This window comes from Enterobacter cloacae complex sp. P40C2 (assembly GCF_014930695.1).
In the GTDB taxonomy this organism is placed as follows: Bacteria; Pseudomonadota; Gammaproteobacteria; order Enterobacterales; family Enterobacteriaceae; genus Enterobacter; species Enterobacter pasteurii.
The window spans coordinates 167524-192467 of the sequence record NZ_JADBRP010000010.1; the positions used below are offsets into that span (position 1 = coordinate 167524).

Below are 24944 nucleotides of genomic sequence, written 5' to 3' on the forward strand. Positions count from 1 at the left end.
CGATCTTTTAAGGAGTCGGTATCGTGCCTGGTTTGAAGATTTCTGTTTTGCAGCAGCCTTTAGTTTGGATGGACGGTCCAGCCAACCTTCGCCATTTCGATCGCCAGCTCGAAGAGATTAGCGGTCGCGATGTGATTGTCCTGCCGGAGATGTTCACCACGGGTTTTGCGATGGAGGCTGCAAAACAGTCGATGCCGCAGGACGAGGTTGTGGCCTGGATGCACGCCAAAGCGCAGGAGACAAACGCGCTGATTGCCGGTAGCGTCGCCCTCCAGACCGAACGCGGGCCGGTTAACCGCTTCCTGCTGGTCGAGCCAGAGGGAAAGGTGCATTTCTACGATAAGCGCCACCTGTTCCGCATGGCGGATGAGCATCAACATTATGTAGCCGGAAACGAACGCGTGGTGTTTGAATGGCGCGGCTGGCGTATTTTGCCGCTGGTCTGTTATGACCTGCGCTTTCCCGTCTGGTCCCGCAACCGCAACGATTACGACCTGGCGCTGTATGTTGCCAACTGGCCTGCGCCACGTTCACTTCACTGGCAGGCGTTATTAACGGCGCGGGCAATTGAAAACCAGGCTTATATTGTGGGATGTAACCGCGTAGGCACGGATGGTAACGGACACCATTATCGCGGCGACAGCCGGGTGATAAGCCCGCAGGGAGAAATTATTGCTACAGCCGAGCCGCATCAGGCCACGCGAATTGACGCCGAGCTTTCGTTAACTGCGCTAGCGGAATATCGCGAGAAGTTTCCGGCCTGGCAGGATGCCGATCGTTTTAGCATACAAAATAAATAAAGGACATCGTCGTTTACTTTAGCCAGGTCGTACGAGAACCTAATGCGCGACCTGGAAAATAAGCAATATTTACATTCACACTGAATCTGACGTTCCCGCCCACCCCCTCTTTTCTTTTTATCGAAACATTCTATTCCAACCTTATAAAGTTTAGTCCTTCAATGTTTAACATTATGTTAATTGCAATAGCATTGCCAAGTGAAAAGAAATAACCATCCATTAACAAAACAGAAGAGCAATAACCAAAAAACCTGTAAACTGGTCATTTAAGAAAATCTGTAACCACTTGAAAAATATAGACTTAAATCTTAAATGCAGTCTGGAAAGGTGTGTTCAGACTATTTAATTAAGACTTATACCTGGTATTCAGTATGATGCCTCACATCAAACGACGAGGTTGATGCTTCGTCCAAAACTAATATCGTGCTTAATCATCGCGCATTAAGGTGTAATATGTCTTTCCACACTAATAACTCTATTTATTTATCTCATAATGATGGTCAGCAGGTGAGCCACACGCCGTCTATGCATTGCTATGGTTGTGAGAAAAAATGCCTGTTTGGTGACGCTGAAGCGTGCGCTCATAAAACCTGCACAGGACTTGAATGCTATATTTGGCCTGATAACAATTCTTACCTTGTAGAAGGTATCCGGCACTATTTTGAATGTGTGAGCGACAAATATATTTCTCAGCCAGTCGTGATTATTGATTTTAGCCATAAAAATATCACCTATTTTCTGAACGATAGCTGGCTCGAACAATTCAAAAATATGCGCCTTATCCTCGTCACTGACAAAAAGATGACGGCGATTGCCCATTACTGGTTCTATAACGATACGTTAGAGACCACCATCAGCTCTATTATCTTTTATGATGATTCCGCTGAGGAGGTTGCCACGAAACTGAAGAAAACGTTCCTGGCAAAAACGATCAAACCATCCGGGAGCAGGCCAAAGCTGAGCCAGAATGAATTCAGCCTGTTTTCGTTCTTGTTCAATGGATGGACACCTAAAAAAATCGCGTATCAGAACGGTACTAGCGTCAAAAACACCTATGCCATGAAAAACAGAATTGAGCGCAAACTGGGAGTTTCTATCACCCGCCTGGTGAATTAGCCTTAAATGGTATTGCGTAAAAAAATCGACAATCACGGATGGGAATTAATTTCTGTAGAAAATTCCTGGATAAACGATGCTTTATCTCATAACAACTCGTTTTTTTCCTTAATGCATTATTAATATAAATATTGATATATTATAGTAGATTTAACATTTATAATTTTAACGCATAGAGTTTTATCACATGGATATCGTTACTATTAGACATATTGAGCACAACGACAACACTATGCGCTGCTATGGGTGTATGAATAAATGTGTTTTTCCTTCTTTTCGTACTGAACAACAGGGCGAGTGTAATGGTTCTGAATTTTATATCTGGCCTGAAAATAACTCTTTTTTGATAGAAGGTATATTACAATACTTTAACAACATTACGGTTAAAATCATTTCTCAACCCATTGTAGTCATTGATTTTAACTATAAGAATATAAATTTTTTCTTAACAAACAGCTGGTTATATCGTTTTAAAAACGCAAGACTGATCCTGATAACTGATAAAAAGATGGCCGCGATTGCCCATTACTGGTTTTATAACGACACAAGCGAAACAATAATCAGCACCGTCATTTTTCATGATGATATTATTGATGATATAAAATTTAAAATTCGCCAGTCGTTCCTTGGCAAGATAACGCGACCTTCGGAGAAGAAGGCCAAACTTAGTGCAAATGAATACGCCCTGTTTTCTGAATTGTATAAGGGACAACTCCCGAAAAAGATAGCCATGAAGAATGCTACAAATGTTAAAAACATTTACGCCATGAAGATAAGAATCGAGAACAAGCTGGGCGTACCTATTTCAAGGCTCGCCAGTTAACCCTCAGTTAAAAAAACCAGAAAAAACATAAACCTGGATCAAACCACATATAATATTCTTAATCATGCAGTGGTTTATCTTTATTGTGTACATATACGGCTAACTTTACACTACGATATTGCCAGCGCTTGTAATTTCACTATAACCATCAGCCATAAACTTCGTACTTACGGATGTTCCTGGTCAATTTTAATAGCATGCCTTCACTTTATTTTTAAAGTAAGGAACGTAACTACAGGTCTGGATTCGATAATGAATACGCATCTTTCCACCGTAAAAGTTAATTCAGAGCACGATTTCAATAATATTGAAGAACCCAGAAAAGATTCTCTTCTGTGGGGTGTTGAATGGCTTTGTGCACATCACGCAAAGTATGCCAGCAAAGAAGTTCTTTACGCTGGCTTGCCGAAAAGCGACAAGCTTGAGCCGGAAATGGCTCTGCGTATGCTCGATCAGATGGGGATATCTGCTGGCTGGGTAAAACGCGATCTTAATTCAATATCGTCCTGGCTCTTTCCGCTGCTGATCGCCCGCAAAGATGGAACGTATTGCATTATTACCGCGCGTAACGGTAAACGCGGACAATTCACCTATCAGATCGTGGTGCCTGAAAACGAAGGAATACTTACCGTTTCAGCGGCTGATTTGCTGGAAGTTTACGGCGGCTATGCCCTTGTCACCACGCCAAAACCCAGTCTGGATGCGCGTGCCGACGATCTTCTCTTACCGAAAGCGCAGAATGAAGGTCACTGGCTTTACTCAACGCTGTGGCGCTACCGCCACTATTTTTACAGCGCTGCGCTGGCGGCACTGCTGGCAAATATACTTACGCTGGCTGGCACCTTCTTTACGATGAACGTCTATGACCGGGTGATCCCGACGCAGGCCTATGTCACCCTCTGGTCGCTGGCTATTGGCGTCGTGATTGCCAATATATTTGAGTTTTCCAGCCGCCAGATCCGCGCATACCTGATCGATATCGCGGGGAAAAAGGCAGACCTGATCCTGGGCGCGAAGCTTTTTCGCCAGGTGATGTCTATGCGCATGGAATATAAACCACAGTCTTCCGGGACCTTCGCTAACCAGCTGCGCGATTTTGAGGCTGTACGGGATTTTATTACCTCTGCGACGCTCGCCACGCTCTCCGACCTGCCCTTCTGCGTGCTGTTCATGTTCATCATTTATATGATTGGCGGTCCGCTTGCCGTGGTGCCCCTGGTGGCAATGCCGCTCATTTTAATTGCCAGCATCGTTATTCAGTGGCCGCTGGGTCGCTATATGGAAGAAAACGTTCGCGAGATTTCGCTCAAGCAAGGCCTGCTGATTGAAAGCATTGAGGGACTTGAAGCCCTGAAAGCTGCGCAGGGTGAAGGGGTTATGCAAAAGCGCTGGGATGATTTCAGCGCGCTGGCTGCCGCTTCCTCCATGAAAACCCGCAACCTTTCCATGCTGACAACCAATTTTGTCTCCTTCGTTCAGCAAATTACCACGGTCTGTATTGTTGTGCTGGGTGTGTATTTGATCCACGCGGGCGAGCTGACGATGGGCGCCATGATTGGCGTGGTGATCCTTTCCAGCCGTTCTCTCGCCCCGCTGGCATCCGTTGTCGGGCTGGCGTTGCGTTATCAGCATGCCAAAACGGCCCTGAAATCGCTTAACCAGCTGATGGATACCCCCACTGAACGCGATTCCTTAATTACCTATCTACCAACGCCGAATTTCACGGGCAGCATGCGCCTGCACAAAGTGGGGTTCACCTATCCAGTGCCGGGAATGATGGTAGCCCCGCGCATTCTCGAGAATATCAGTATCAATATTGAAGCCGGTGAGCAGATTGCGATTCTGGGCAGGATCGGCAGCGGGAAGTCTACCCTGCTGCGGGTGATGGCGCGCCTGTATCAGCAGAGCAGCGGGCAGATATTCATTGATGACGTTGATGCAACCCAGGTTGATCCGGCGGACTGGCGTGCGGCCGTAGGCTATGTCGGGCAAGACTGCCGTCTTTTTTACGGCACGCTGCGTCATAACATCATTATTGGCAACCCGGGCGTAAGCACGGAAGAGTTTCTGCGCGTGGTTCGCCTGACCGGGCTGGATCAGGTCGCGGCCAGACACCCGCTGGGTTTTGACATGCCCATTGGTGAAATGGGGAACTGCCTGTCGGGTGGACAAAAGCAGCTCGTTGCACTTGCCCGCTGCCTGTTGCTGAGGCCGAAGATTTTACTGATGGATGAACCGACCAGCTCCATGGATGCGATGACGGAGACGTTATTCCTGCGGCGGTTAAAAGAGGCCACAAAGGGGCAAACGCTGATTATTGTCACGCATCGCATGTCCGTTCTCAGTCTGGTTGAACGCCTGATTGTGCTGGAAGACGGGCACGTTGTGAAAGACGGGGCAAAAGATCGGGTCATGGAAAGCCTGAATGAGAACGTGCTGAAGAAAAAACAAACGATGCATTCGGTTGAAGAAAAGCAACAGGAACAAGGTGTGAAGGGATGATGAACGAGGACGATGTGAATCAGAACGCCTCAAAAGGAGAGGCCGATAGCGGAGCGGGAGCTTCCTCCACGGCGTTGAGAAAGATTGAGGGCGGCGCCGGAAAAACAGCGCTGGCGGTGCAAAAACCGCAGCCGACAGGAAAGGTAAAAGCGGACGATCTGAAATTCATGCATGACCTGCAGGGCGCCCTGATCGCGCAGAAAACCCCTTTCAGCATGATCATGCTCTATACCATCACGATGGTTGTCGTCGTCGCGCTGGTGTGGGCACATTTCGCTCGCGTTGAAGAGATTACGCGTGGCGATGGAAAAGTCATTCCGGCCAGCCGTGAGCAGCTTATTCAGAGCCTGGAGGGGGGGATTCTTGAGGAGCTGAACGTTCAGGAGGGCGATATTGTCGAGAAAGGACAAATCCTGCTGAAAATCGACCCCACGCGCGCCGGCGCCAGCTACGGTGAATCGCTTTCAAAAGTTCAGGGGCTTAAGGGCAGCATTGCTCGTCTCAGGGCTGAAGCCTATGACACTCCCCTGACCTTCCCGCCGGAAATTGCAGGAATTGAATCCATTGTGCGTGATGAGACGCAGGCCTATAACGCGCGCCTCAAAACCCTGAATGAAAGCGTACAGGCATTGCAGCGCAGCCTGGCGCTGGCGCAAAACGAGGTCAGCCTTTCCGAGCCGCTGGCTCGCAAAGGGCTGATGTCCGATGTGGAGATCCTGCGCCTCAAGCGTCAGGCCAACGAGTTCAGCCTGCAAATTGCCGAACGGACCAACCGCTTCCGCTCTGATGCCAACAGCGAGCTAAACCGTCTGGAGTCTGAACTGGCGCAGGCGGAGGAGATCCTGCGCGGACGTCAGGACGTGATGAACCGTACTACCGTTGTCGCCCCCGTGCGCGGCACGGTGAACAATATCCGCGTGACCACGCGCGGCGGAGTTATACAGCAGGGAGCGGAGATCATGACCATCATTCCGCTCGAAGATAACCTGCTGGTCGAAGCCAAAATTAAACCCTCTGATGTGGCATTTATTCATCCGGGTCTTCCCGCGACGGTAAAAATTACCGCCTACGACTACGCCATTTACGGCGGCCTGACCGGCGTCGTCGAACACCTGAGTTCAGACACGCTAATTGATGAAGAGAAAGCCCGTCAGGGACGTGGCGATTCGACCTATTACCGGGTCTTTGTCCGCACAAACCGGGCGGCGCTACAGGTTAAAGATAAAGCGTTCCCGATCATTCCGGGGATGGTGGCAAACGTTGAAATCAGAACCGGGGAGAAGACCATTTTGTCTTACATCCTCAAACCAATACTGAAAGCGCGTGAAGCATTCAGGGAGAGATAATTTTATGGTTAAGGCACGTAAAGAGCGCCGTTGGGCCAGGGTTGCAGCCGCGGTTGCACTCTGTTTGCCCTGCTCTTCTTTTGTCACCCCGCTTCACGCGGCTGACGCGGCGCAGATCAAAAACATCCCGGCCTCGCTGCCGCCTATGCGCACGCAGTCAGAACTAAACCGCGCATCGCAAACGCAGCCGGTAGCACGCGCGCGTTCTCAGAATGCCGCGCCTGCCACATCCTTGCCTTCTATGCGCACGCAGTCGCAATATGCCAGTACGTCCAAAGCCGTGCCGACTCGGGCCTTCTCCGCGCCGCAACCTGAGCGTTATGCCACCGCACAGCAGCCCGCAGCGCCATTGTCGAAGCCGCAAAGCACGGCGGGTAACAGGGCCGCGCTGAAAAAGAATTACGACTTCTTCCCGGCCGTCACCGAATACTATGAGCCCGATCCGGCCTATGCCAGCGTTCGTCGCCACAGCGCGTCGGCAAATAGTCGCGCCACCAGCGGCATGGTGCAAGGCAACTTCAACGGCACCAGCACCAGTGATTCGCGGGAGTTTCTTCGCAGCATGGTCGCAAGAGCGCTGGCGTACAGCCCCGAACTTCGTGCAGCCTCCTCTGAGGTTCTGGCCTCGGATTATATGGTGGATCAGGTCAAAGGCCAGCGTTTGCCCCAGGTGCGGCTGGGCGTAACCTCGCCGTTGACGACGGTGGGCGGAGATCGGCAGGCTTCTTCCAACAACACGCATTTTAGCGACTCCAGCGGAACCGTATCCGTTAATACACCAATCATCGACTGGGGCAGGATCGGTAATCAGGTGGATAATTCGCTGGAGACGGCCAAGGCCGCTCGTTATTCAAAAGAGTATTCCCGGGAGCAGCTGGCCTATAACACCGTGTCTGAACTGATGAATATGAGCCGCTATGAGCAAAGCCGAATAGTGGCGAAGCATTACGTTGGTCGGATGAAAGAGCTGGTTAATATGCTGTCGCAAATTACCCAGGCGGACCGCGGCAGAGAGAGCGAGCTGGTACAGGCAAAAGCGAAACTGATGTCTGCACAAGCGAGCATGGACAATATCGAACATCAGCTGAGCGCGAGTAAAATTAAGCTGGTGCGCCTGCTTGGCGCAGAGCCATCGCTACCAGACGATCTCAACTGGCAGGATACGATTATTCCGGCATCGGTCGCCATTGCGTCGCTGGATAAGAACCCGATGATGCTGAACCTGCAAGCAAAAGTCCGCGCTGCGGAATATGAAGCGGAGAGCATTAAGGCCGCGGCGCTGCCGCAGGTCAACTGGGTGGTATCTAAAAGCACAGCCAAAGACAGCAACGGCAACGAAAGCGGCTGGTATACCGGCCTTAACGTCGAATGGGAAGCGTTTAGCGGCGGCTCTCAGCGTGCCGCTCAGATGACGGCCCGTGCCAAAGCTAACGTCGCGCAGCAGCAGTATGAGGTGAGTTACCGCGACCTGGAGTATCAAATCAACTATCAGGTGCAGGTCCGTGATTCGTCATTCCTGCGCGCCGATGACTACGATCGTCTCTCAGACGAAACAGACCGCGTGCGTCAGATGTTCTACCAGCAGTGGTATCACCTGGGCAAACGAACGCTGCTTGACGTTTTGACCGCTGAAAACGACCACTTTAACAACCAGCTCTCCGCCATTAATAATCGCTATGACGGATACATTTCCAACGTAAATGTTATTGCCAGCGCCGCGATGATGCTGTCCTGGATGCGAATAACCTGAATCGTATCGACCTGATAAAAAGCCAGACCGTCAGTAATGACGGTCTGGCTTTTTTATTGCCTCTGACGTCTTACCACAGCGGGTTTTCTTTATCGATCTCCGCCCAGCGCAGATACATATCGCTCGACATCATGAAATCGTTATGCCATTTCCACCACGTATGGAGAGCGTAATAGGCCAGGCAAGGGAGGTAGCTGAGCAGGAAGTACACTTCAAACCATACCTTCCATCCGAGCAGGGTAAGCAGCAATCCGACAATCGCCGACCAGGCAAACTCCACGCCCAACAGCATCACCAGCCTCAGCCACAGCGGTTTCTCAGATAAAGCCCGCCAGGGGATCGCCGGAGAGAAAAAGAGATCGATCTCATTAAGGAAAAGGTGCCCCAAAAAGATATATCGCTTCGTGAACCGTAAAAACAGAAGATTGATTGCCAGCACCACCGCACAAAGCACCAGCATGGTAATGATGGACTCGAGGGTGAAGTACCGGCCATAGCGCTCAAATTGCTCACTGTTACGTATGGGACTAATTGTCAGCAGGTTCATCACCACGGACATGACGATAGCGAGAGCGACATACTGGGACAGACGCTGATATTTCTTTTTGTCCCTTGCGGATGCGATGACCTGTCGGATGTAGATCGTGCGCAGTGCGGCGAACATCCCCCACATAATCAGCGGGGCAACGATGGTCAGCGTCAGCAGCACGATGTCCGGCTGAGCCAGGGTAAGCATCAGTGCACTAATGCCAGCGAAAACCAGCGTGGCGATAACCATAGCAACGAGAGGATCGTAAACAATCGGAGCCGTCGGCCGGGTCTCTTTCTTGAGAAAAATGGACAAGTCGACATTCTTAACCACGCACTTGTACGCCCAGAACGCCTTGAGGTCGGCAGTGAAGCTATACAGTATCAGCGCAAAAATAGCGCTCGCCAGCCAGACATCCTGTCGGGTAAAGGAGAACCCGGCATTTTTCCAGTAAAAGCCCAGCAGCACAAACGTCACGATATAGATAAAAAGAAGGGTCCTTTTATCCTGAAAGCGAATGAACGTTAAATAATCTGGAATCATATCTCGACCTTTACATCTCTAATGCTTTTCTACAGTGCAGAACGCGCTCGGCATTAAAACCGACGAAATCATTCAGCATTTGGCCAAGATAAGGTTTGTTACTCATCTCCAGGAACAGCGGGCTGCCTGGCTGTTCGATAAACCGCGTCATGGACTCACGCCATTTGACCGTGTGGGTCAGGTGCAGCGAGAGGTTTTCCTTAATGGCCTCCGGCACGATTTCTATTTTGCCCGTCACGTTCATCAGCACGTCGTACGCGGGTGAGGTGAAAGGCTGTCCGGCGAGAAAATCGCGCATCAGCTGTACGCCCTCTTCCATCAGACGCGTGTGCCACGCGCCGCTGACGCCGAGCTTAATCGGCTCATAGCCTTCGTCCACCAGCACCTTAGCGAACTCGCTAAGCGCAGCCGGTGTCCCGCCGATAACCTGCTGACGCGGGGTATTATCACAGCTAATATCCAGCTCAAACCCGTAGCGGGTGATGATGTTGCTCAGGGCGGCAAAATCCGCCCCCTTCAGCGCAATCATCGCGCCCTTCTGCCTTTTGCTGACCGCATCCATGGTGCTGGCGCGAAAATGGAGGGTGCGGAAAAGCGTCTCCAGCGAGATCGCACCCGCAGCGTAAAGCGCACTGTATTCCCCCACGCTGTGGCCACAGGCTCCCGTCACCCGCAGCGCCGGAAAACGCTCGCGGCAAAGGCTATACAGCGATACGTTAATTGCCGTGACGGCCAGCTGTTGCACTGTAGTCTGAATCAGTCTGTTCATCGGCCCCTTGAGGCAGAGTCGGCGCAAATCAAGCCCAGAAATATCGCTGGCACAATCCCATATCTGTTTCGTCGTTGAATTCAGATCCCAGAGATCGCTACCCATCCCAATCACTGGATTCCCTTGCCCGGAAAACAGCAGCACGACAGGCTGCGATGCGTTATTAAGCGTCATTGTCATTTCCTTATAAATAATACTTAAAGCCAACATAGCCACCGGCGACATCGCCGAAGAAGGCAAACTCAGAATTTGCGCTACCCAGTGCTGAATAGACGCCGGTATAGGCCTCCAGCTGGTCATCAATAAAGGTCAGCGGTGCGCTGAGGTGTAGCCCCGTCAGGGTGCTTTGATCCATCAGGTTGAGGATCAAATAGGGTTGCGCGGCGATCTGATGCGTGAACTGCACGCTGGACCAGGCGTTGAGATAGTGTTTCCCCTGCAGCATGCCTTTATTGCCGGTATTGCTTATCTCGGAGGCCATCAGGTACTTGTAGGAATCAAATGCCCTGTCGAGCGGCGCATAGCCTGTCGCGGTGTTCAAAAAGGTCATCAGGTCGCGCTGTTTATTCCACTCAGAGCGCGAATAGCCTTCGCTCTGGTAGTAATATTCCAGTCCAAACACGTTGAAGGTATCGGAGGTGTATTGCGCACCAACGGCCACCTCCACGCCCTGTTTATCCTCTGTTTCATACAGCGAGCCGGGGAATTCATATCGCGCCAGCTCAGCAGTTTTTTCGTCCGACAGATGACGCCAGCGCTGCTCCGCATGCCACGCCACTTCGGCATTGATGGTGAGCTGCGGGGTGTAGTGGTAACTGTCTGAAAGCGCAACCGAATGCGAATCGCCCATCAGAACGCGCATACCCGGCGTATGGTCACGGAAGGCGTGAGAGGTATAGCCCAGCAGCCATGACTCACTGCTGTTGCCGCGCTGGTTTGCAGACCAGTTTCCGGAGGTCAGATAATATTTATCAATTGAGGCCAGCTTCGGAATCACCGTCAGCGAGAACGACTCATCCCGGTTGTCCATCGACAGCGTTGCCGCCCATGAAGAGGACTGATAAGCCGTACGGAGCTCGGGATCGTAAAGCCGCGTTGGTTTTGCTCCGTCGTAATAATGCGGCGTGAGATCGGAAGGCGAGCGCAGGAAGAAGAGCCCTTGCCTGGCCTGGAGTTTGCCAACCTCAAGCTGCAGGCTGTCCGACACGGTATAGGCAAGCTTGAGCCGCTCAATGAGCAGACGCGAGCGGCGATCGTCCTCTTCAAATGCCCCGAGCTTGCGCGGCGTGTACCAGGTCAGCCCATAGACGGAAAAGTCCAGATCAAGCGCATTATCAATCAACGAGCAGCGACTTGAAACATTCACTCCGGCATCGTTATAGATATTGTGTCTGGTATACGGGTTTCGACCATTGATTCGCCAGTCTGAAATCTGTTTTTTAACGGCGGACACCTGCTCATATAACGTCACGGACGTGTTTTTTGCGACGTCATTACCCGAGAGGCAGTCAGCAAACACGCTCACCGGAAGAGCAGAAAGCACGAGGGTTAATCCGGTCAACGTGCGCTTCATTTCACACCTCGCTGAATAGACTCGCGAGTGAACGCCGATTCAGGTAACGACTCCAGTCGGACGTCGCTGTACTCCATGACGGAATAACTGTTACCGTGACGCGCCTCTTTCACTGTAATTTTCATCGGCCGCATCTTGCCTAATACCATTTGGAAATCCTGATATAAAACTTCTTTAATTAACTTATTATCCAGAGAGAAATAGGCCGCTTTATACGGACGGTTATCTCCCACGCTTTCGACGTAATACATTACCTTCGGCCAGGTGACCTCCGCAGATTTGCGGACCAGCTCCAGCACGTAACACCGCGCCTCACCGCAGGCGGTTTCTCCCTTAAGCGAGGCGTCGTAGGCATATTCAAAGTTGGTGACAATCACGTCGCCATTGGATATTTGCCCAATCAGCCGCTGCTGGCGGGAGACGGGAACCGGACGGCGCAGTTCAGGGGTGTAGAACCATAGATCGTACCAGTCTGAGAGCAGCACCTTGCCCTTGTCGCGCGGGGGATAAACAAAGCGCGCCAGGGAGCGGGCATCCGCTTTTATTTCACCGTCTGGTTTCATAAAGCGCATGGAAATATCCAGCACCTGTTTATTTTCGGGCCGTGTGGCGCCAGCTTTAAATTCATGAATAGTGAGGGTGTAGCGAAACGGCTTATTTGGCGAACGGACTTCATCCGCACGGCGAATAATTTCCAGCGCGCGTTCGTCAGCCGCGGCAGAATAAGCCGCTGCTGAAAAGAGGCACGCCCCCATCAGGAGATGAGCAATAACACGACCTTTCATATCGTTTCCTTACGAGAATTTAAATGCATCCGAAATATTGAGACGTGAAGCACGCAGCGCGGGCAGTACTGAAGCTCCCGTCGCGGCCAGGATCGGCAATACCAGGGTTATCCAGTTAAGCGCGGCGCTGTCGGTTTTGATAAATGCCGTGTAGCCCTGCGATTGCCCTGGCGACGGCGGCATCGCGATACCGTAGAGGTTAATCACGGCAGCAATGGCGTAACCAATCGCCAGGCTGCCCAACGCGCCGATAATGCCGATGAAAATGCCCTCCAGCAAAAACAGGCGAGTCACGTGTAGCGGCTTCAGGCCAATCGCCCTGAGCGTGGTAATTTCACGGGTACGCTCGATAATATTCATCGTCATCGAGTTACCGATCATAAAGATGACAATCAGACCAACGATGAGCTTAATGAAGAAGTAGATCCCTGATAAAAGCCCCTCGACCTGCTGATAAAATATCGAGGCCTCTTTCCAGTCTTTGACGATTAACGGTAATTTGTGGTCGCCAATAAATTGACGCAGTTTCGCCGTGAACGCGGCAGTATCGTCCTCTTTTAACAGGATCAGCACCTTACTCACGCTAGCGGTGCCCATAATACGTTGCGCAGTATCCAGCGGAATTTTCATCGCTACGTCATCGTAATCTTTAATGCCCGATTCAAAGATGCCGCGAAGCTTCATTGACAGCGCGCCCTGTCCGCCCTGCGTGTTGACCACCAGCACGTCCAGCCAGTCGTCATAGTGGGCATTGAGCGTTTTCGCCAGCCCGCTCCCAAGCGTGATTTCATCCGTACGGATGCGGGACAGATCGCTGCCGATGATTAATTTATCAAACGAACCCAGCTTCAGTGCCGGCAGCGGCTCTACGCCCAGCGCGGAGAAATAGCTGGAGGTTTCGCTCTCATACTGCGAAATAACACCGGTGAATTCCAGCTGGCCGGAGAGCGTCGAGATACTCTCGGCCAGAGTCGGATCGTTGAGGATCGCTTTCTTTAATGCCGGGTAATCTTCGATCAGACTTTTGTTTTTATTGGATGTTTCGAAATAGTTTTTATTATAAATCTGAACATGACCAATGTTAGTACGGATGGTTTGCTCTTTCAGGATCCAAAAGGAGTAATCAATAAAACCGCCGTACAGAAAAATCGACACGCCACCTAACATAATGGCGGCAATCGTTGAAAACGAGCGCCTTTTGTGGCGAAACAGATTTAAGAAAGCAAACTTTACGTCCCGCGAACGAAATAATACACACCAGAGGACAAAAAGCAGGATCAACACAACAACGCTTATCGCGAACATCATTTCCCCGGACATTTATTTCCCTTTCACCAGCGGTAACAGGACTTCTGTCACTTCGTTGATATCCCACTCTGGCGCATTGCCCGATGCCAGAGACGATGCGGTACTGGCATTACGCAGCTCAATCTCAGCCAGTAACGTGTCCGCCTGCTTCTTGCGTTTACAACTCAACAGCGCGCGATAGCGCATTTCGTTAATGTGTTCCACCAAACCGGCATTGAATATGCCAGGAGTTTTCAGCATCTGTTCCGTATCGTTTAACGTCACCACACAGCGTCCGATAGCCGCAGGCAAATACGCATCGACTCTCGCGCGCATGTAGCGCACCAGCGGATTCTCTGCATAGAGATCGACCGCCTCATCCAGGTAGAAAAAGCCCGTTTTGCCGAACTCAGATGCCCGAATAAAGTCATTGGTTTTAAGGAAATAGTCGGCCTGACGCAGCGTACCGTAGGCATAGAAAACCAGAGACAGAGGATTGTCGTTGGCTTTGTATTCCTTGAAGAGCGACTGCGTCATCTCGGCTAGCATGTCTGCCTCCATCGGGAAACCGCTTTTTATGACGTGCTCGGCTACCGGTGCCGGTGCAGCTTTGATGTTTCCGGCATAGGCCAGGCACAGCAGAAACCAGCAGAGAAGGAAAAAATTACGATTGTGAATCATGAACTAAAACTCCGTCCTTAATTTCAACCACGCGCCGTGCACGCTCTTTAAGCTGGCTGGAGTGCGTGGAAATAATAAAAGTGGTGCGTGTCTCCTGATTAATTTTCAGCAGGAGATCCAGAATGGCTTCCCCGGTGACCAGATCGAGATTTCCGGTCGGTTCATCGGCAATGACAACCTGCGGGTCGTGTGCCAGCGCCCGGGCGATGGCCACGCGCTGCTGCTGCCCGCCCGAAAGCTGGCCCGGTTTACGTTCGGTAAATCCCGCAAGCCCCACGCTCTCGATAAAATGCAGCGCCCGCTCTCTGGCTTCTTTTTTTCCGACATGGCCGTTTAACACCAGCGGGAAAAAGACGTTATCGAATACGCTCAATACGGGTATCAGATTGAAAAACTGAAAAATAAAACCCAGGTGCCTACCGCGGATCGCCGCGAGCTGTTCTTCCGGCAGATGGTTGAGTAATTTTTTCAGAAACATCACCGTTCCCACGGTGGGTTTATCAATTCCCGAGAGGATATTTAACAAGGTACTTTTACCGCTGCCGGACGGGCCGCAAAGCGCCAGAAATTCGCCTTTTTCTATTTCCAGATTGATATTTTTCAGGGCATCGACTTTGCCTTCGCCCGAGCCATAACTCTTATAGATATTGTTCAACGATATCATTGGGAGTTCTTTAATTATTCCGCTCATGGAGATGTCGTTATTCCTTGCAATATTCAATGTCGAAATAGCTGTAGCCAAACTGCTTGTCGGGAACGATGGTTCTTAATCGCCCAAAAAAATCAGCATGTTGTTTGAGCCAGGCGAAACTTAACGCTGGAGTCAGGCAGCCGCTGGCACCGTAGAGATCAACCAGATCCAGCGTGTTATTCGCGGGCAGCGCCGAGCGAGACAGCAGGTCTTTGCGCAGGCCCGAAAACGCAATCTGTTCAGGAACCTGGGTGTGCTCGATGGCATCGGCCATGACGTATTGCCCCCCCTTCACCCGAATAGCGCTCTCCTGCTGGCTGAAGATGAAACATCCGGCGCGTTCAACCGTTAAATTCACGTCTTCGGCCTTGCCCCTGCGTTTCTCCCCCCACTTCAGGGAAATATCTTCATCAGAAAACACCAGGATGGGGATCGCCCGGTAAGCCGCACAAATCACCACAAAATCAAAAACATCCCAGCTCAGGTAATCGTTCGCCAGAGCGATGGCCTGCACGAAAGATTGCTTCTCGCTTCGCAGCTTGCACGTAGGTGCGTTAACCGAGAATTTCTTGACCAGGTTTTTCGGCAGCGTATCGATCGTTGATATGTGCAACGCGCTGGAAATATTCTCAAACGGCCCGGATTCCCCCCAGGAATCGACGTAGATAAATGCCGTACGCTGCTTTAATAGCTTCATACGCTCTTTGGTCGGCAGCGCCATTAGCGCGTCATCAGCCGCCTTCTCCATCGCCTCAAGATATTTTTGATAGTGAGGGTTACGGATCATCTCTCCCGGGTAGAGGTCCGGTTGCGTACCAAAACGTTTTAATCCCCATCCATTGGCGTGGGTAGATTTAAGCGCCTTATTAAATAAATGTGCTTCCCAGGCGTTTAACCAGCTGGGTTGATAGAAATAAAATTTATCTTCCGGCTCAACAAGCGAAAATGAGGATAAATACATATGGCTCTCCACGCTCCTTCAAAGGCCCCGGTGAATATCAGACATCACGGCACCAATGATTGAACCATCCACGCCAACGCCGACTTTAAGAAGATGTTTTTTGTGGTGCCCAATAATGCCCTGGTCAATAAGGACATGCTGCGCAACGCTTTCAATAATGGTGTCATTCCCCACCGGGGAAATAAGCTCTTGCTGCGATAACGTATGGTGTCCAATAATTAAATCGACAATTCCTGAACCGGTGGCGGTATAGCCAATCTGGCCTTTGTAGGCGAGAACCGGAATGGTATTTTCCTCAGCGAAGACCGCTATTGCTTTAGCTTCCGCTTTGTCACTGATGGATGAGCCGTTACCGTGCGGCATGATTGCGCACAGTTCTTCCGCACTCAGGTCCGCTTTTTTCATCGCAGCCTGCATCACCTTCAGGATATTGGTGCTGAGCCATGAGCTGTCATTGCTTCTTCCGGCGCTAATCTGCGTGTAGGTGGTTTGCAGCCGCACGCCGGGGCCTGCCTTCCTTGCGCGGCGGTGACGCGCATTTTCGAGCAGAATCGCGCTGTATCCTTCCGCAAAAAGAACACCTTTACTGTTCTCACCGAAAGGCTGAACCAGGTGCGTATCCAGCATCGATTGGGTATCGAGGAACCAGATATCCTGGGTTTTTATTTTTGAGCAATTCACCACCAGCACAATATCAACGCCGCCATGCTCGATGGCCTGACAGCCTAAATGCACCGCCGTCATCGCTGAATTACTGGTGCAGTTCATATTGGGGGGGAGATACTGCAGGTGATATTTACGCGCAATATGTCCTGCCATCTTGTCCTGCGACATATTGTCGACGTGCAGCGTCATTAATGATTTTGAAAGATAAATATCTTCAACATCATTTTTGTTATAAAAATTCTTGAAGGCCATACCATCGACCCGAGGGCCGATGCCGGTTAAATAAACGCGAGCGTTACACCCGCCCAGCCACTGGACATCCAGCCCGGCCTGGGCGAGTGCATCGTCAATCAGACGATAAAGCAGATCTAATGCGCTATCATCCGTATGATCCAGCGTGGCAATATGCTTATTGCCATCGAACCCACACTTAATTGCCTCGTCGTCGGATTTAAACCAGGGCTTTCTTTCAACGCGTTTGCCCAGCTTCAGGTTTTGTATAAGCTGAAGGCTGTCTTCGGCAAACGGCAGGCAGGAACTGAACCCCGAAATAATAGCGGCATTATCCACAATATTATCCTTTAATCACAAACGCGTAGTAGTTGCCGCCTTCCGTCGCGCCCACCAGCAGCACGTGCTTAAGGGCCAGTTTCAACGGTTCACGAACGAAGTTAATTCGCTTATCGAAGAACTCAACGGTATGAGGAATAGCGGGAACCGCCTGCTTCTTAATACAGTCAATGATGACGGCCAGGTTAAGCAGCCCGGCAGCAGACGCGACAAAACCAAAGCAGGCGTTATAGTTCACCACAGGCACGTCCGGTTTTGCCTGCGCGAAGGCTTCAGCGATCGCATCGATTTCAATGCGTGAACTTTCATCGCTGCCGTTGCTGGTGCCGCAGACCAGGTCGATCTCCTGCGCCGTCACGCCGGCATCCTTCAGCGCGCGAGCGATGGCCAGCGCCATAGAGGCAGATTTCTCGCCCTGCTGTGAGGCGTCAAAATAGCTATTGCTACAGGATTTGCCGTAACCAACCACTTCTGCCAGCACCTCGGCGCCACGCTCCGCCGCGCGCTGCGGATCTTCCAGCAGCAGCATGCAGGCACCTTCGCCAGGGATATAACCCTTCGGATCGTTACCGTAGATGTGATAATCCCGCGCGTCAGAGGTCATATGGAGCTTCCGGGTGACCGCATCCATGTAGAGAGACATTGAGGGGAAATACTCGTCCGCACCGCCCACCAGCACCTGCGGCTGCAGATCCTGACGCACAATTTCGTAGCCGTAGGTTAATGCGCCGAGTGCCGCGTTTTCCCCGGTCGCCAGCGTGGTGGTATAGCCCTTGATCCCTTCGGAAATGCCGCAGAACGTTGGGATAGAGTTCATCAGCGAGCCCGGGAATTCAGAGGTTCTGACCTTGCGCGGATCGGGCTTCAGGCTTTGCAGATATTTGTAGGTGGTTTCCTGCGGGCCGCTGGACATTCCCATCACCATACCCAGCGCATCGCCATCACGTTTAATTTTACGCTTCGCCTGCTCCAGCGCTTCGGACAACGCGATCAGCGCAAACGTACCGCCACGGGTAGCTTTTCGCGGATCGAAGCGACGCAGATGTTTACGCGGCTCAAGGCCGGTGACCTGGAAGGTTTTGAAGTGCTCATTCGCTTCCGGACGGGTTGCCGTGAGATCGCTAAACGCTTCACCGAACAGGTCCTCAAACTGACGGGTCGTTTCGAGAACATCCAGCAGCTCTTTCGCTTCTTCCAGCGTGTCTTCCGGGAAGGTGACGCCCCCCAGCTCTACGCTTTGGCTTTGCTTCCAGACGTTGTCGAGGATCTCGTTAACGGTGTGGCCAATCGCGGAGACGGCACCGAGACCGGAGATCGCGACGCGCTTTTCGTCGTAGACGCTGACCGGAACGGAACACGGATCCATGCTGATAATCATGCTGCAGTTATTACCGCCGAACGCATAATTGTTCTTCATGAAGAGGTTGATTTTCCGATCGCGGAAGTCGTTCGGCACGTAGTCCAGATCGCAGTTAGGACGCGCGTTATTGAAGTTCAGCGTCGGCAGCACGCGGTTATCCGGTAACGTAACCAGGCAGGCGATCAGTTCGACGATCCCCGCCGCACCGATGTTGTGGCCGAAGTAAGACTTGGTAGAGCTAACCAGCAGCTTTTCGTTGTTAGCGAACACCTTTTTCATCGCCAGCGTTTCGATGCGGTCGTTCGCTTCAGTGCCGGTGCCGTGGGCGTTGACGTACTCAATCTGCTCTGGGGTGACGCCCGCGTTTTCCATCGCCTTATGCATTACCTGCACAGCGCCGCTGGCGCGCGGATCCGGTCCGGTTTCATGAAACGCATCGCAGGAGGTGGCATAGGAGAGAATTTCACCGTAAATGGTGGCACCGCGCGCAACGGCGTGCTCATATTCTTCCAGCACCACGGCACCCGCGCCTTCGCCAATCGACATGCCGGAGTTACCGGAAAACGGCGTGCAGGCTTCGGGATGCATCACGTTGAGGGCGTAAAACCCAGCGAAGGTTGGCAGGTAGATTGGCTCTGTCCCAACGGCCAGCATCGTTTTGCTTTTGCCGTTCTGGATATAGTCAAACGCCATCCCGACCGCGTTCGGGCTGGCCGTACAGGCGGTCGCCACCAGCTCAACCCCGCCCTGCAGCCCGAGCAGCGTAGAAACGCTGGAACAGCAGGAAGAGAAACCGCCTGAGAATAAGGCTTTACGCAGGGAGAAATCTTCCATACGTTGTTCGAACAGCGGTAAGAACGCCTCGGTGCCGGCGGAAGAAACGCCCACAATCAGCCCGGTGTCTTTCAGGTGAGCCTTATTTTCGGCCAGGCCCGCCTGGTTCAGCGCATCTTTTCCGACCTTGTAGGCCCAGAGTGCAGCATTATCCAGAGATGCAATTACATCATCAGGCAATTCTGAATAATCAATATCATGCAAAACTTCAGCCGCTCTGGCGTTTTCAAACCATTTTGAAAAACGCACGCTGTCGGTCACGCCATTTTTTTTATTTAATAATGCGTCTCTGAAATCCTGCAGGTTATCCGCCAGCGAGGAGAGGATCCCAATCCCGGTAATAACAACGCGTTTCCGGTTTGTCTTCATAACTATGTACCACCGTGTACAGACAAGTAACAGCATGAGAGGAGCCGTGGCATTAATTAATCCACGACTCTCCCTCACTGTTTCAGTGAATAATTAACTACAGCGCGCTTTTTGCTTTAGATGCATCAACAAAGCTGTGCTCGGTCGGATTAACCAGCATGCTCAGGTTATAGATGAAAGGCATCCCTTTGGTTTTCGCGGCGACGTTTTCAGAAGCGGTTTGAATATCAAAGCCGCTAATATCAGACCAGGCAAATTCATTCTCAATCAGTGCCAGCGCAATAACGCACTGCAGGGCTGGAGAGAAAATAGCCTTCGCCACTTTACCGACTTCCTGACCGTCAACCAGTACGCTGTCGCCTGAGGCAATACCCGCACATTCCCCTTCGACAATCATGCCGATTACCTTGCGAGAGCCTTCGCTATGGGACAACGCTTCCGCTGCCTCTTTACCCACAAAGCCTTCTTTGTCGTACTGTACGGCCCACTGCATCTGGAGCTCTACCGGGTTGAGGCGGTAGCCAGCCCACAGCGCCTCGTCCCAGCCAGGGTTTTCGATACGCACGATTTTCTGGTAGTCCAGACCGCCGGTCTTCAGCTGATATTTATCCCCCTGCTCCAGCAGCTGCTGCCACTGCTCCAGCAGCTGTTCCTGCTGGCCCACAACCATATAGGCGAACTCGCCGTGCTTGCCGCAGCGGAATACCATCAGCTCGTCGTCGGTATTCATATACTCATAGTAAGGCAGGCCGATAACGTCGAAACCGTGGATCTCAGACATCAGTTCCCAGGAGTATGGCCCTTCAACCATGATGGCCCCCCAGTTCTGCTCGCGCATATCAGCAATGTCCGGGGTTTCCTGAATATCCAGTTCGTCCGCTTTTACCAGAAGGGCATTCAGGCCAGCGATAATTTCCGCTGCAGGAATGTTTTCAGACATGATGTAATAGCCGTCTGAAGCGCAAAGGACATACACGTCACCGCGCACGGTACCGTCTTCATTCAGTACCAGAGAGTAAATCCCCTGCTCGTCACGGATAATAGAAACGTCCGCAGAGACATAGTAATTCACCAGAGCCCAGGCATCATCGCCCATCACGCTGACGATGGACATGTGGGAATAGTCCACCAGCAGAGCATTTTCACGCACGGCTTTATATTCCACCATCGGGTCGTGGTAGGCAGAAGGCACGTTGGCATTGTTATAAATGCCCATTTTCGCATTGTTTTTCAAATGAAAATCATAAAGAGACGTCATAACGGGATCCTGTTATTCGCAATGGTGAATTACGCTTTTTTCTTCTGGATGATAAATGTCGCCAGATTGTTGATACTTCTCATATAAGAAGGATCGTCGCTTTCGCTGACTTTAATATCGAAAACTTTATCCAGCATAACCACGATTTCCGTTGCATCAACGGAATCCAGTTTTAAGCCATTACCAAACAGGGCAGTATCATCATCAATTTGAGATTCATCGCGCTGAATATTCAAACGCTGAATAATCTCAGTTTTAATTGTCATCAGCACATCCTTGCGCTGGTCAATTTCGTTTTTCATTGTAGACATGGTATTAACTCTCTCAGGGGTTTACTTACTTTCGCGGTAATTAATAATTGTGCCGTGGCTGATTAGTCGCTTTCCGACGTTTGCCGTCACGGAGTAGTGCTTAAAGCCATGAGCATCAGAAAATGCCAGCTTGCTGGTGACTTCAATCGAGTCGCCAGGGTAGGCAATATCCTTAAATTTTAAATTCTGGGCAGCCAGTACGCCGCGCACCTGCGCGCGGCGGGTGCGGATGATCTCCCGCATTTCATCACGCTGAATGAGCGCATGGATATCGCGTAACGATTTGAGTTCGCCACCGTACGTCTCGCCGTAGATATCGCAGATATCGGTGAGGAACGAGAGGTATTCGCTGGCCTGCCCAAAGATTTCAGAAATAATCACCCCGGGCATGATCGGATCGTCCGGGAAGTGCCCGAGCAGATAAGGTTCGTTATAGGTGATGTGCTTCGTCACCTTCACAAAGCCATTTTCGCCGTATTTGAAGTCATCAATTCTGTCGACCATCAGCAGCGGCTGACGCCAGCCGCCCATTTCCAGAAAGATCTTCGAGGGGATAACGTATTTAGACATAACTCACCGCATCACCAGGCCGCCATCGATAACGATGGTTTGGCCCACAATGTAACTGGACGCTGTCGATCCTAAGTAAACGACGGTGTTCGCCACCTCGTCGCATTTACCCAGCCGGCGCAATGGAATAGACGCGGTAACGCCGCGCACTACCGTGCGGGAAACTTTTTTCACCATTTTGGATTCAATCATTCCCGGCGCAATGGCGTTAACGCGCACGCCGTACGGCGCCAGCTCGGCTGCCAGCGTGCGGGTAAATCCGAGGATCGCCCCTTTTGAGGCACTGTAGTTCGCCTGTCCGACGCTTGGAATAATGGCCGCAATGGACGCCACGTTGATGATGGCCGGGCTTTCCGCCGAACGCAGCAGCATTAATGCCTCTTTGGTCAGACGGAAAATACTGAACAGGTTGGTGTCTACTACCTGACTAAAATCATCAAAGCTCATCGAGGCGAAGAGGCTATCTTTGACAATGCCGGCATTGTTGACCAGCACGTCCAGCTTTCCGGCAGCTTGCGTCAGATGAGCGCAGAGCGCAGAAACGCTATGCGGATCGGCAAGATCGCACTGAATAATCGACAGCTTGTTTCCGGCAGGATGCGTCTCTTTCAGCTCCGTTAACTGCACGGCATTCGATTTGTACAGCGCATACACATCGCAGTCCTGATCGAGAAACTTCGCACAGATCGCCAGACCAATATCACCGCTGGCTCCGGTGACCAGAACCGTCTTTGCCTTCAGATCGTTATATTGATACATAATATTCACAAATAATTAGGTTAATAAAGTATGACAACGGCAGTCGCATAATTCTGACAATGCGAAATACTGAGCGAGGCATGCTTGAGCTGCTTGTCGTCAAGCATCTCTTTGACTCGCCCGGAAAAAATGAAATGGGGGCAGCCCAGTTCGTCATGGCTAATTTCAATATCTTTAAACGTAATCCCGTCGCGATATCCACAACCAAGCGCTTTAACCATCGCCTCTTTTGCCGCCCAGAAACCCGTGGCGCGTTCATAGTTCGGATCTTCCCGGTTAATTTTTATATTTTCCTGCTGGGTAAAGACGCGCTGTAAAAAATCATTTTGCCAGTTTGTTATCGCCCGCTTTATTCGCGAAACCTCCACGATGTCCGTGCCGATACGCATGTGTCATGCTTCCCTGTTCAGAGCTGATAAGAAATATTGAGATTAAAATTAAATTTGTTCACGTCCATGCTGCCGGGGAATTTTATCGGCATTGAGATGGACGAATCATATGCCAGGCTCTTCACGTTCCCCTGAATACCGAGCGTGCTGCCGATGATAATTTCCTGGCCATACTGGCTGTCTCGTCTTATGTGACCCGCGTCTACGCCTAAATAATAGTTAGCGTCAATTCCACGCACCGGACGATAAAACGTATTTTGCAGAAAGTATCCGCTGTTTCCGGTAAGGCCAACGCTGTTTTCAAACCCGCGCACGCTCCAGCGATCGCCTATCGTCATCTGATCCTGAAGCGTCAGCTCACGCGGTGCGTATTGCGCTAAAAAAAAGGCGCTATACACGCTGCTGCCGAGCTGGCGGGTGTAGTTGCTTTCAACGTTCACCAGCTGGCTAACGGGACTGACGTCGCCGTAGACCATATCGGGCGTATGTTCTGCCCCGAACCAGGTTAAAAAACGCTGCCAGGAGAGCGAGGAGTTCCAGTGAGCATTCACTAACTGTTGCTTATAGTTAACGCCAACCTTGACGTTATCCATATCGCGCTTCTGTAAGACCAGCGCTTCACCATCAACGGTATAGCCTGATTTCCGGCGCGTCAGCTCTGCACTGCCGCTCACCTTACGGGTTTTATCCCGATACAGCGTGCGCGATGCTTTGACGTTTGCGTAATCGCTTTTACCCGCATAGTCTACGCTGGTGTAGAAAAGCGGTATGGTCTGACGCGACCTGCTGGTGCTGTAGAACAGAGAATAGTTCCAGTAGCCTACCGGCAACGCGTAGTAACCACTCACACTTTCATAGCGGCCGCTGGTGCTTTTTGTTCCCGCCAGATAAAACAGGTCACTGAACCGGGCGATGTTATACAGGTAGCCCACCGCAGAGGTCAGGTATTGCCCCGTCTCTTTAACCCCCCAGTTGTTATAGCTCGCGCGCACGCTCCAGTTTTTCTCGCGGTTGGTGCGGATGTGAATCGTGCTATAGCCCTGCTTCGTACCCGGTTCGATGTTGATTTTGACGTCTACGCCCGGCTCCTGCTGGAGGTTTTCCAGCCCCTGCTCGATATCGCGAATATTCAGGATGTCTTCTTTCGCAAAAGGCAGCATCCACGGATTAATGTCGCTACTGTCGACAATAATCTTTTCAATTTTCCCTGCGCTCACGTCAAGCTTCAGCGTGCCGGACGAAATGTTTTGCGTTGGGATCGTAATTCGGGTTGTGATGTAACCCGCATCAATATAAAAGTCCTGCAGCGCCGCGGCAATTTTTACCACGCCAATACTGCCTACACAGCGGCCGAGGATCTCTTTTTTAATGGCCCTGTCGGTCTTACGCTGTAGAAAATCATTTTTAAGAACGAGCGACGTAATCGTAAAGCAGTTCTCTTCTTGCGGTAAATCATTCAGCCTGAATAGTTTACGCTCGGTGCTGGAATAAACGTCCTGCCGATAAACCTTTTGCTCTTTGAAAGTATTCAGATCGGCATTTTGCTGCTGTTTGATAAGATTGTTTATGCCATCTTCAGCGAAGGCGTGAAAACTCAACAGCAACAATAGCGGTAAAAATTTAAATCGCGATTCCATTAACTTTCTCAGAAAAAAAGGCAGCAGGGTCTCGTTCTGACTTTGCGCTATCAGGCGATAGCTGC

At 51.2% G+C, this 24944-nt stretch carries 22 protein-coding genes; 6 read left to right on the forward strand and 16 right to left on the reverse strand.

Annotated elements, in window-relative coordinates:
* The first annotated feature begins 23 nt into the window (after positions 1-23).
* The 6 genes from IM304_RS17420 to IM304_RS17445 all read left to right on the forward strand — a co-directional run bounded on the left by IM304_RS17420 (position 24) and on the right by IM304_RS17445 (position 8337).
* Positions 24-800 (forward strand): amidohydrolase, encoded by a 777-nt coding sequence (locus IM304_RS17420; protein WP_193355714.1) that lies wholly within the window; start codon positions 24-26, stop codon positions 798-800.
* Positions 801-1253: 453 nt separating this feature from the next.
* Positions 1254-1916 carry a hypothetical protein gene (locus tag IM304_RS17425; RefSeq protein WP_227009655.1) on the forward strand — a complete coding sequence of 221 codons (663 nt, stop codon included), beginning with the start codon at positions 1254-1256 and terminating at the stop codon, positions 1914-1916.
* 187 nt (positions 1917-2103) lie between these two features.
* Positions 2104-2739, forward strand: coding sequence for a hypothetical protein (locus tag IM304_RS17430; RefSeq protein ID WP_227009656.1), 636 nt, complete (start codon positions 2104-2106; stop codon positions 2737-2739).
* Positions 2740-2991: 252 nt separating this feature from the next.
* Positions 2992-5241 carry a type I secretion system permease/ATPase gene (locus tag IM304_RS17435; RefSeq protein WP_176608633.1) on the forward strand — a complete coding sequence of 750 codons (2250 nt, stop codon included), beginning with the start codon at positions 2992-2994 and terminating at the stop codon, positions 5239-5241.
* On the forward strand, positions 5238-6587 hold the full coding sequence (locus IM304_RS17440; protein WP_023315467.1) for an HlyD family type I secretion periplasmic adaptor subunit: 1350 nt from the start codon (positions 5238-5240) through the stop codon (positions 6585-6587). The genes IM304_RS17435 and IM304_RS17440 overlap by 4 nt, the downstream gene beginning before the upstream one ends.
* 4 nt (positions 6588-6591) lie before the next feature.
* Positions 6592-8337: a TolC family protein gene (locus IM304_RS17445; RefSeq protein WP_193355715.1), complete on the forward strand. Its 1746-nt coding sequence runs from the start codon at positions 6592-6594 to the stop codon at positions 8335-8337.
* Between the two features lie 70 nt (positions 8338-8407).
* Here the strand turns inward: IM304_RS17445 and IM304_RS17450 are convergent, their stop codons facing one another.
* From IM304_RS17450 to IM304_RS17525, 16 genes are all read right to left on the reverse strand, one after another.
* Complete coding sequence (locus IM304_RS17450) at positions 8408-9409, reverse strand: hypothetical protein (protein WP_193355716.1); 1002 nt, start codon at positions 9407-9409, stop codon at positions 8408-8410.
* Between the two features lie 10 nt (positions 9410-9419).
* On the reverse strand, positions 9420-10352 hold the full coding sequence (locus tag IM304_RS17455) for an ACP S-malonyltransferase (RefSeq protein WP_176608637.1): 933 nt from the start codon (positions 10350-10352) through the stop codon (positions 9420-9422).
* Positions 10353-10362: 10 nt separating this feature from the next.
* A complete protein-coding gene (locus IM304_RS17460) occupies positions 10363-11751 on the reverse strand; it encodes a hypothetical protein (RefSeq protein WP_193355717.1) in 1389 nt (462 codons plus the stop codon).
* On the reverse strand, positions 11748-12506 hold the full coding sequence (locus IM304_RS17465) for an outer membrane lipoprotein-sorting protein (RefSeq protein WP_193355735.1): 759 nt from the start codon (positions 12504-12506) through the stop codon (positions 11748-11750). The genes IM304_RS17460 and IM304_RS17465 overlap by 4 nt, the downstream gene beginning before the upstream one ends.
* Before the next feature lie 39 nt (positions 12507-12545).
* Entirely contained in the window at positions 12546-13856 is a 1311-nt protein-coding gene (locus IM304_RS17470) for an ABC transporter permease (RefSeq protein WP_193355718.1), read from the reverse strand.
* Positions 13857-14504, reverse strand: a complete 648-nt coding sequence (locus IM304_RS17475; protein WP_176608640.1) for a hypothetical protein — start codon at positions 14502-14504, stop codon at positions 13857-13859.
* Positions 14488-15195 carry an ABC transporter ATP-binding protein gene (locus tag IM304_RS17480; protein ID WP_176611131.1) on the reverse strand — a complete coding sequence of 236 codons (708 nt, stop codon included), beginning with the start codon at positions 15193-15195 and terminating at the stop codon, positions 14488-14490. Before IM304_RS17480 ends, IM304_RS17475 begins: the two co-directional genes overlap by 17 nt.
* Positions 15196-15205: 10 nt before the next feature.
* On the reverse strand, positions 15206-16156 hold the full coding sequence (locus tag IM304_RS17485) for an ATP-binding protein (RefSeq protein ID WP_193355719.1): 951 nt from the start codon (positions 16154-16156) through the stop codon (positions 15206-15208).
* A gap of 18 nt (positions 16157-16174) precedes the next feature.
* Positions 16175-17392 carry a beta-ketoacyl synthase gene (locus IM304_RS17490; protein ID WP_193355720.1) on the reverse strand — a complete coding sequence of 406 codons (1218 nt, stop codon included), beginning with the start codon at positions 17390-17392 and terminating at the stop codon, positions 16175-16177.
* Between the two features lie 4 nt (positions 17393-17396).
* A complete protein-coding gene (locus IM304_RS17495; RefSeq protein ID WP_193355721.1) occupies positions 17397-19955 on the reverse strand; it encodes a beta-ketoacyl-[acyl-carrier-protein] synthase family protein in 2559 nt (852 codons plus the stop codon).
* A 97-nt stretch (positions 19956-20052) separates the two neighbouring features.
* Positions 20053-21213: an aminomethyltransferase family protein gene (locus tag IM304_RS17500; protein ID WP_176608643.1), complete on the reverse strand. Its 1161-nt coding sequence runs from the start codon at positions 21211-21213 to the stop codon at positions 20053-20055.
* Positions 21214-21242: 29 nt separating this feature from the next.
* A complete protein-coding gene (locus tag IM304_RS17505; protein WP_013095701.1) occupies positions 21243-21524 on the reverse strand; it encodes an acyl carrier protein in 282 nt (93 codons plus the stop codon).
* A gap of 21 nt (positions 21525-21545) precedes the next feature.
* Positions 21546-22094 (reverse strand): 3-hydroxyacyl-ACP dehydratase FabZ family protein, encoded by a 549-nt coding sequence (locus IM304_RS17510; protein WP_023315453.1) that lies wholly within the window; start codon positions 22092-22094, stop codon positions 21546-21548.
* Between the two features lie 3 nt (positions 22095-22097).
* Positions 22098-22853: an SDR family NAD(P)-dependent oxidoreductase gene (locus IM304_RS17515; RefSeq protein WP_227009657.1), complete on the reverse strand. Its 756-nt coding sequence runs from the start codon at positions 22851-22853 to the stop codon at positions 22098-22100.
* Between the two features lie 20 nt (positions 22854-22873).
* Entirely contained in the window at positions 22874-23242 is a 369-nt protein-coding gene (gene acpS, locus IM304_RS17520; protein WP_176608645.1) for a holo-ACP synthase, read from the reverse strand.
* A 17-nt stretch (positions 23243-23259) separates the two neighbouring features.
* Entirely contained in the window at positions 23260-24879 is a 1620-nt protein-coding gene (locus tag IM304_RS17525; protein WP_193355722.1) for a ShlB/FhaC/HecB family hemolysin secretion/activation protein, read from the reverse strand.
* Positions 24880-24944: the final 65 nt, after the last annotated feature.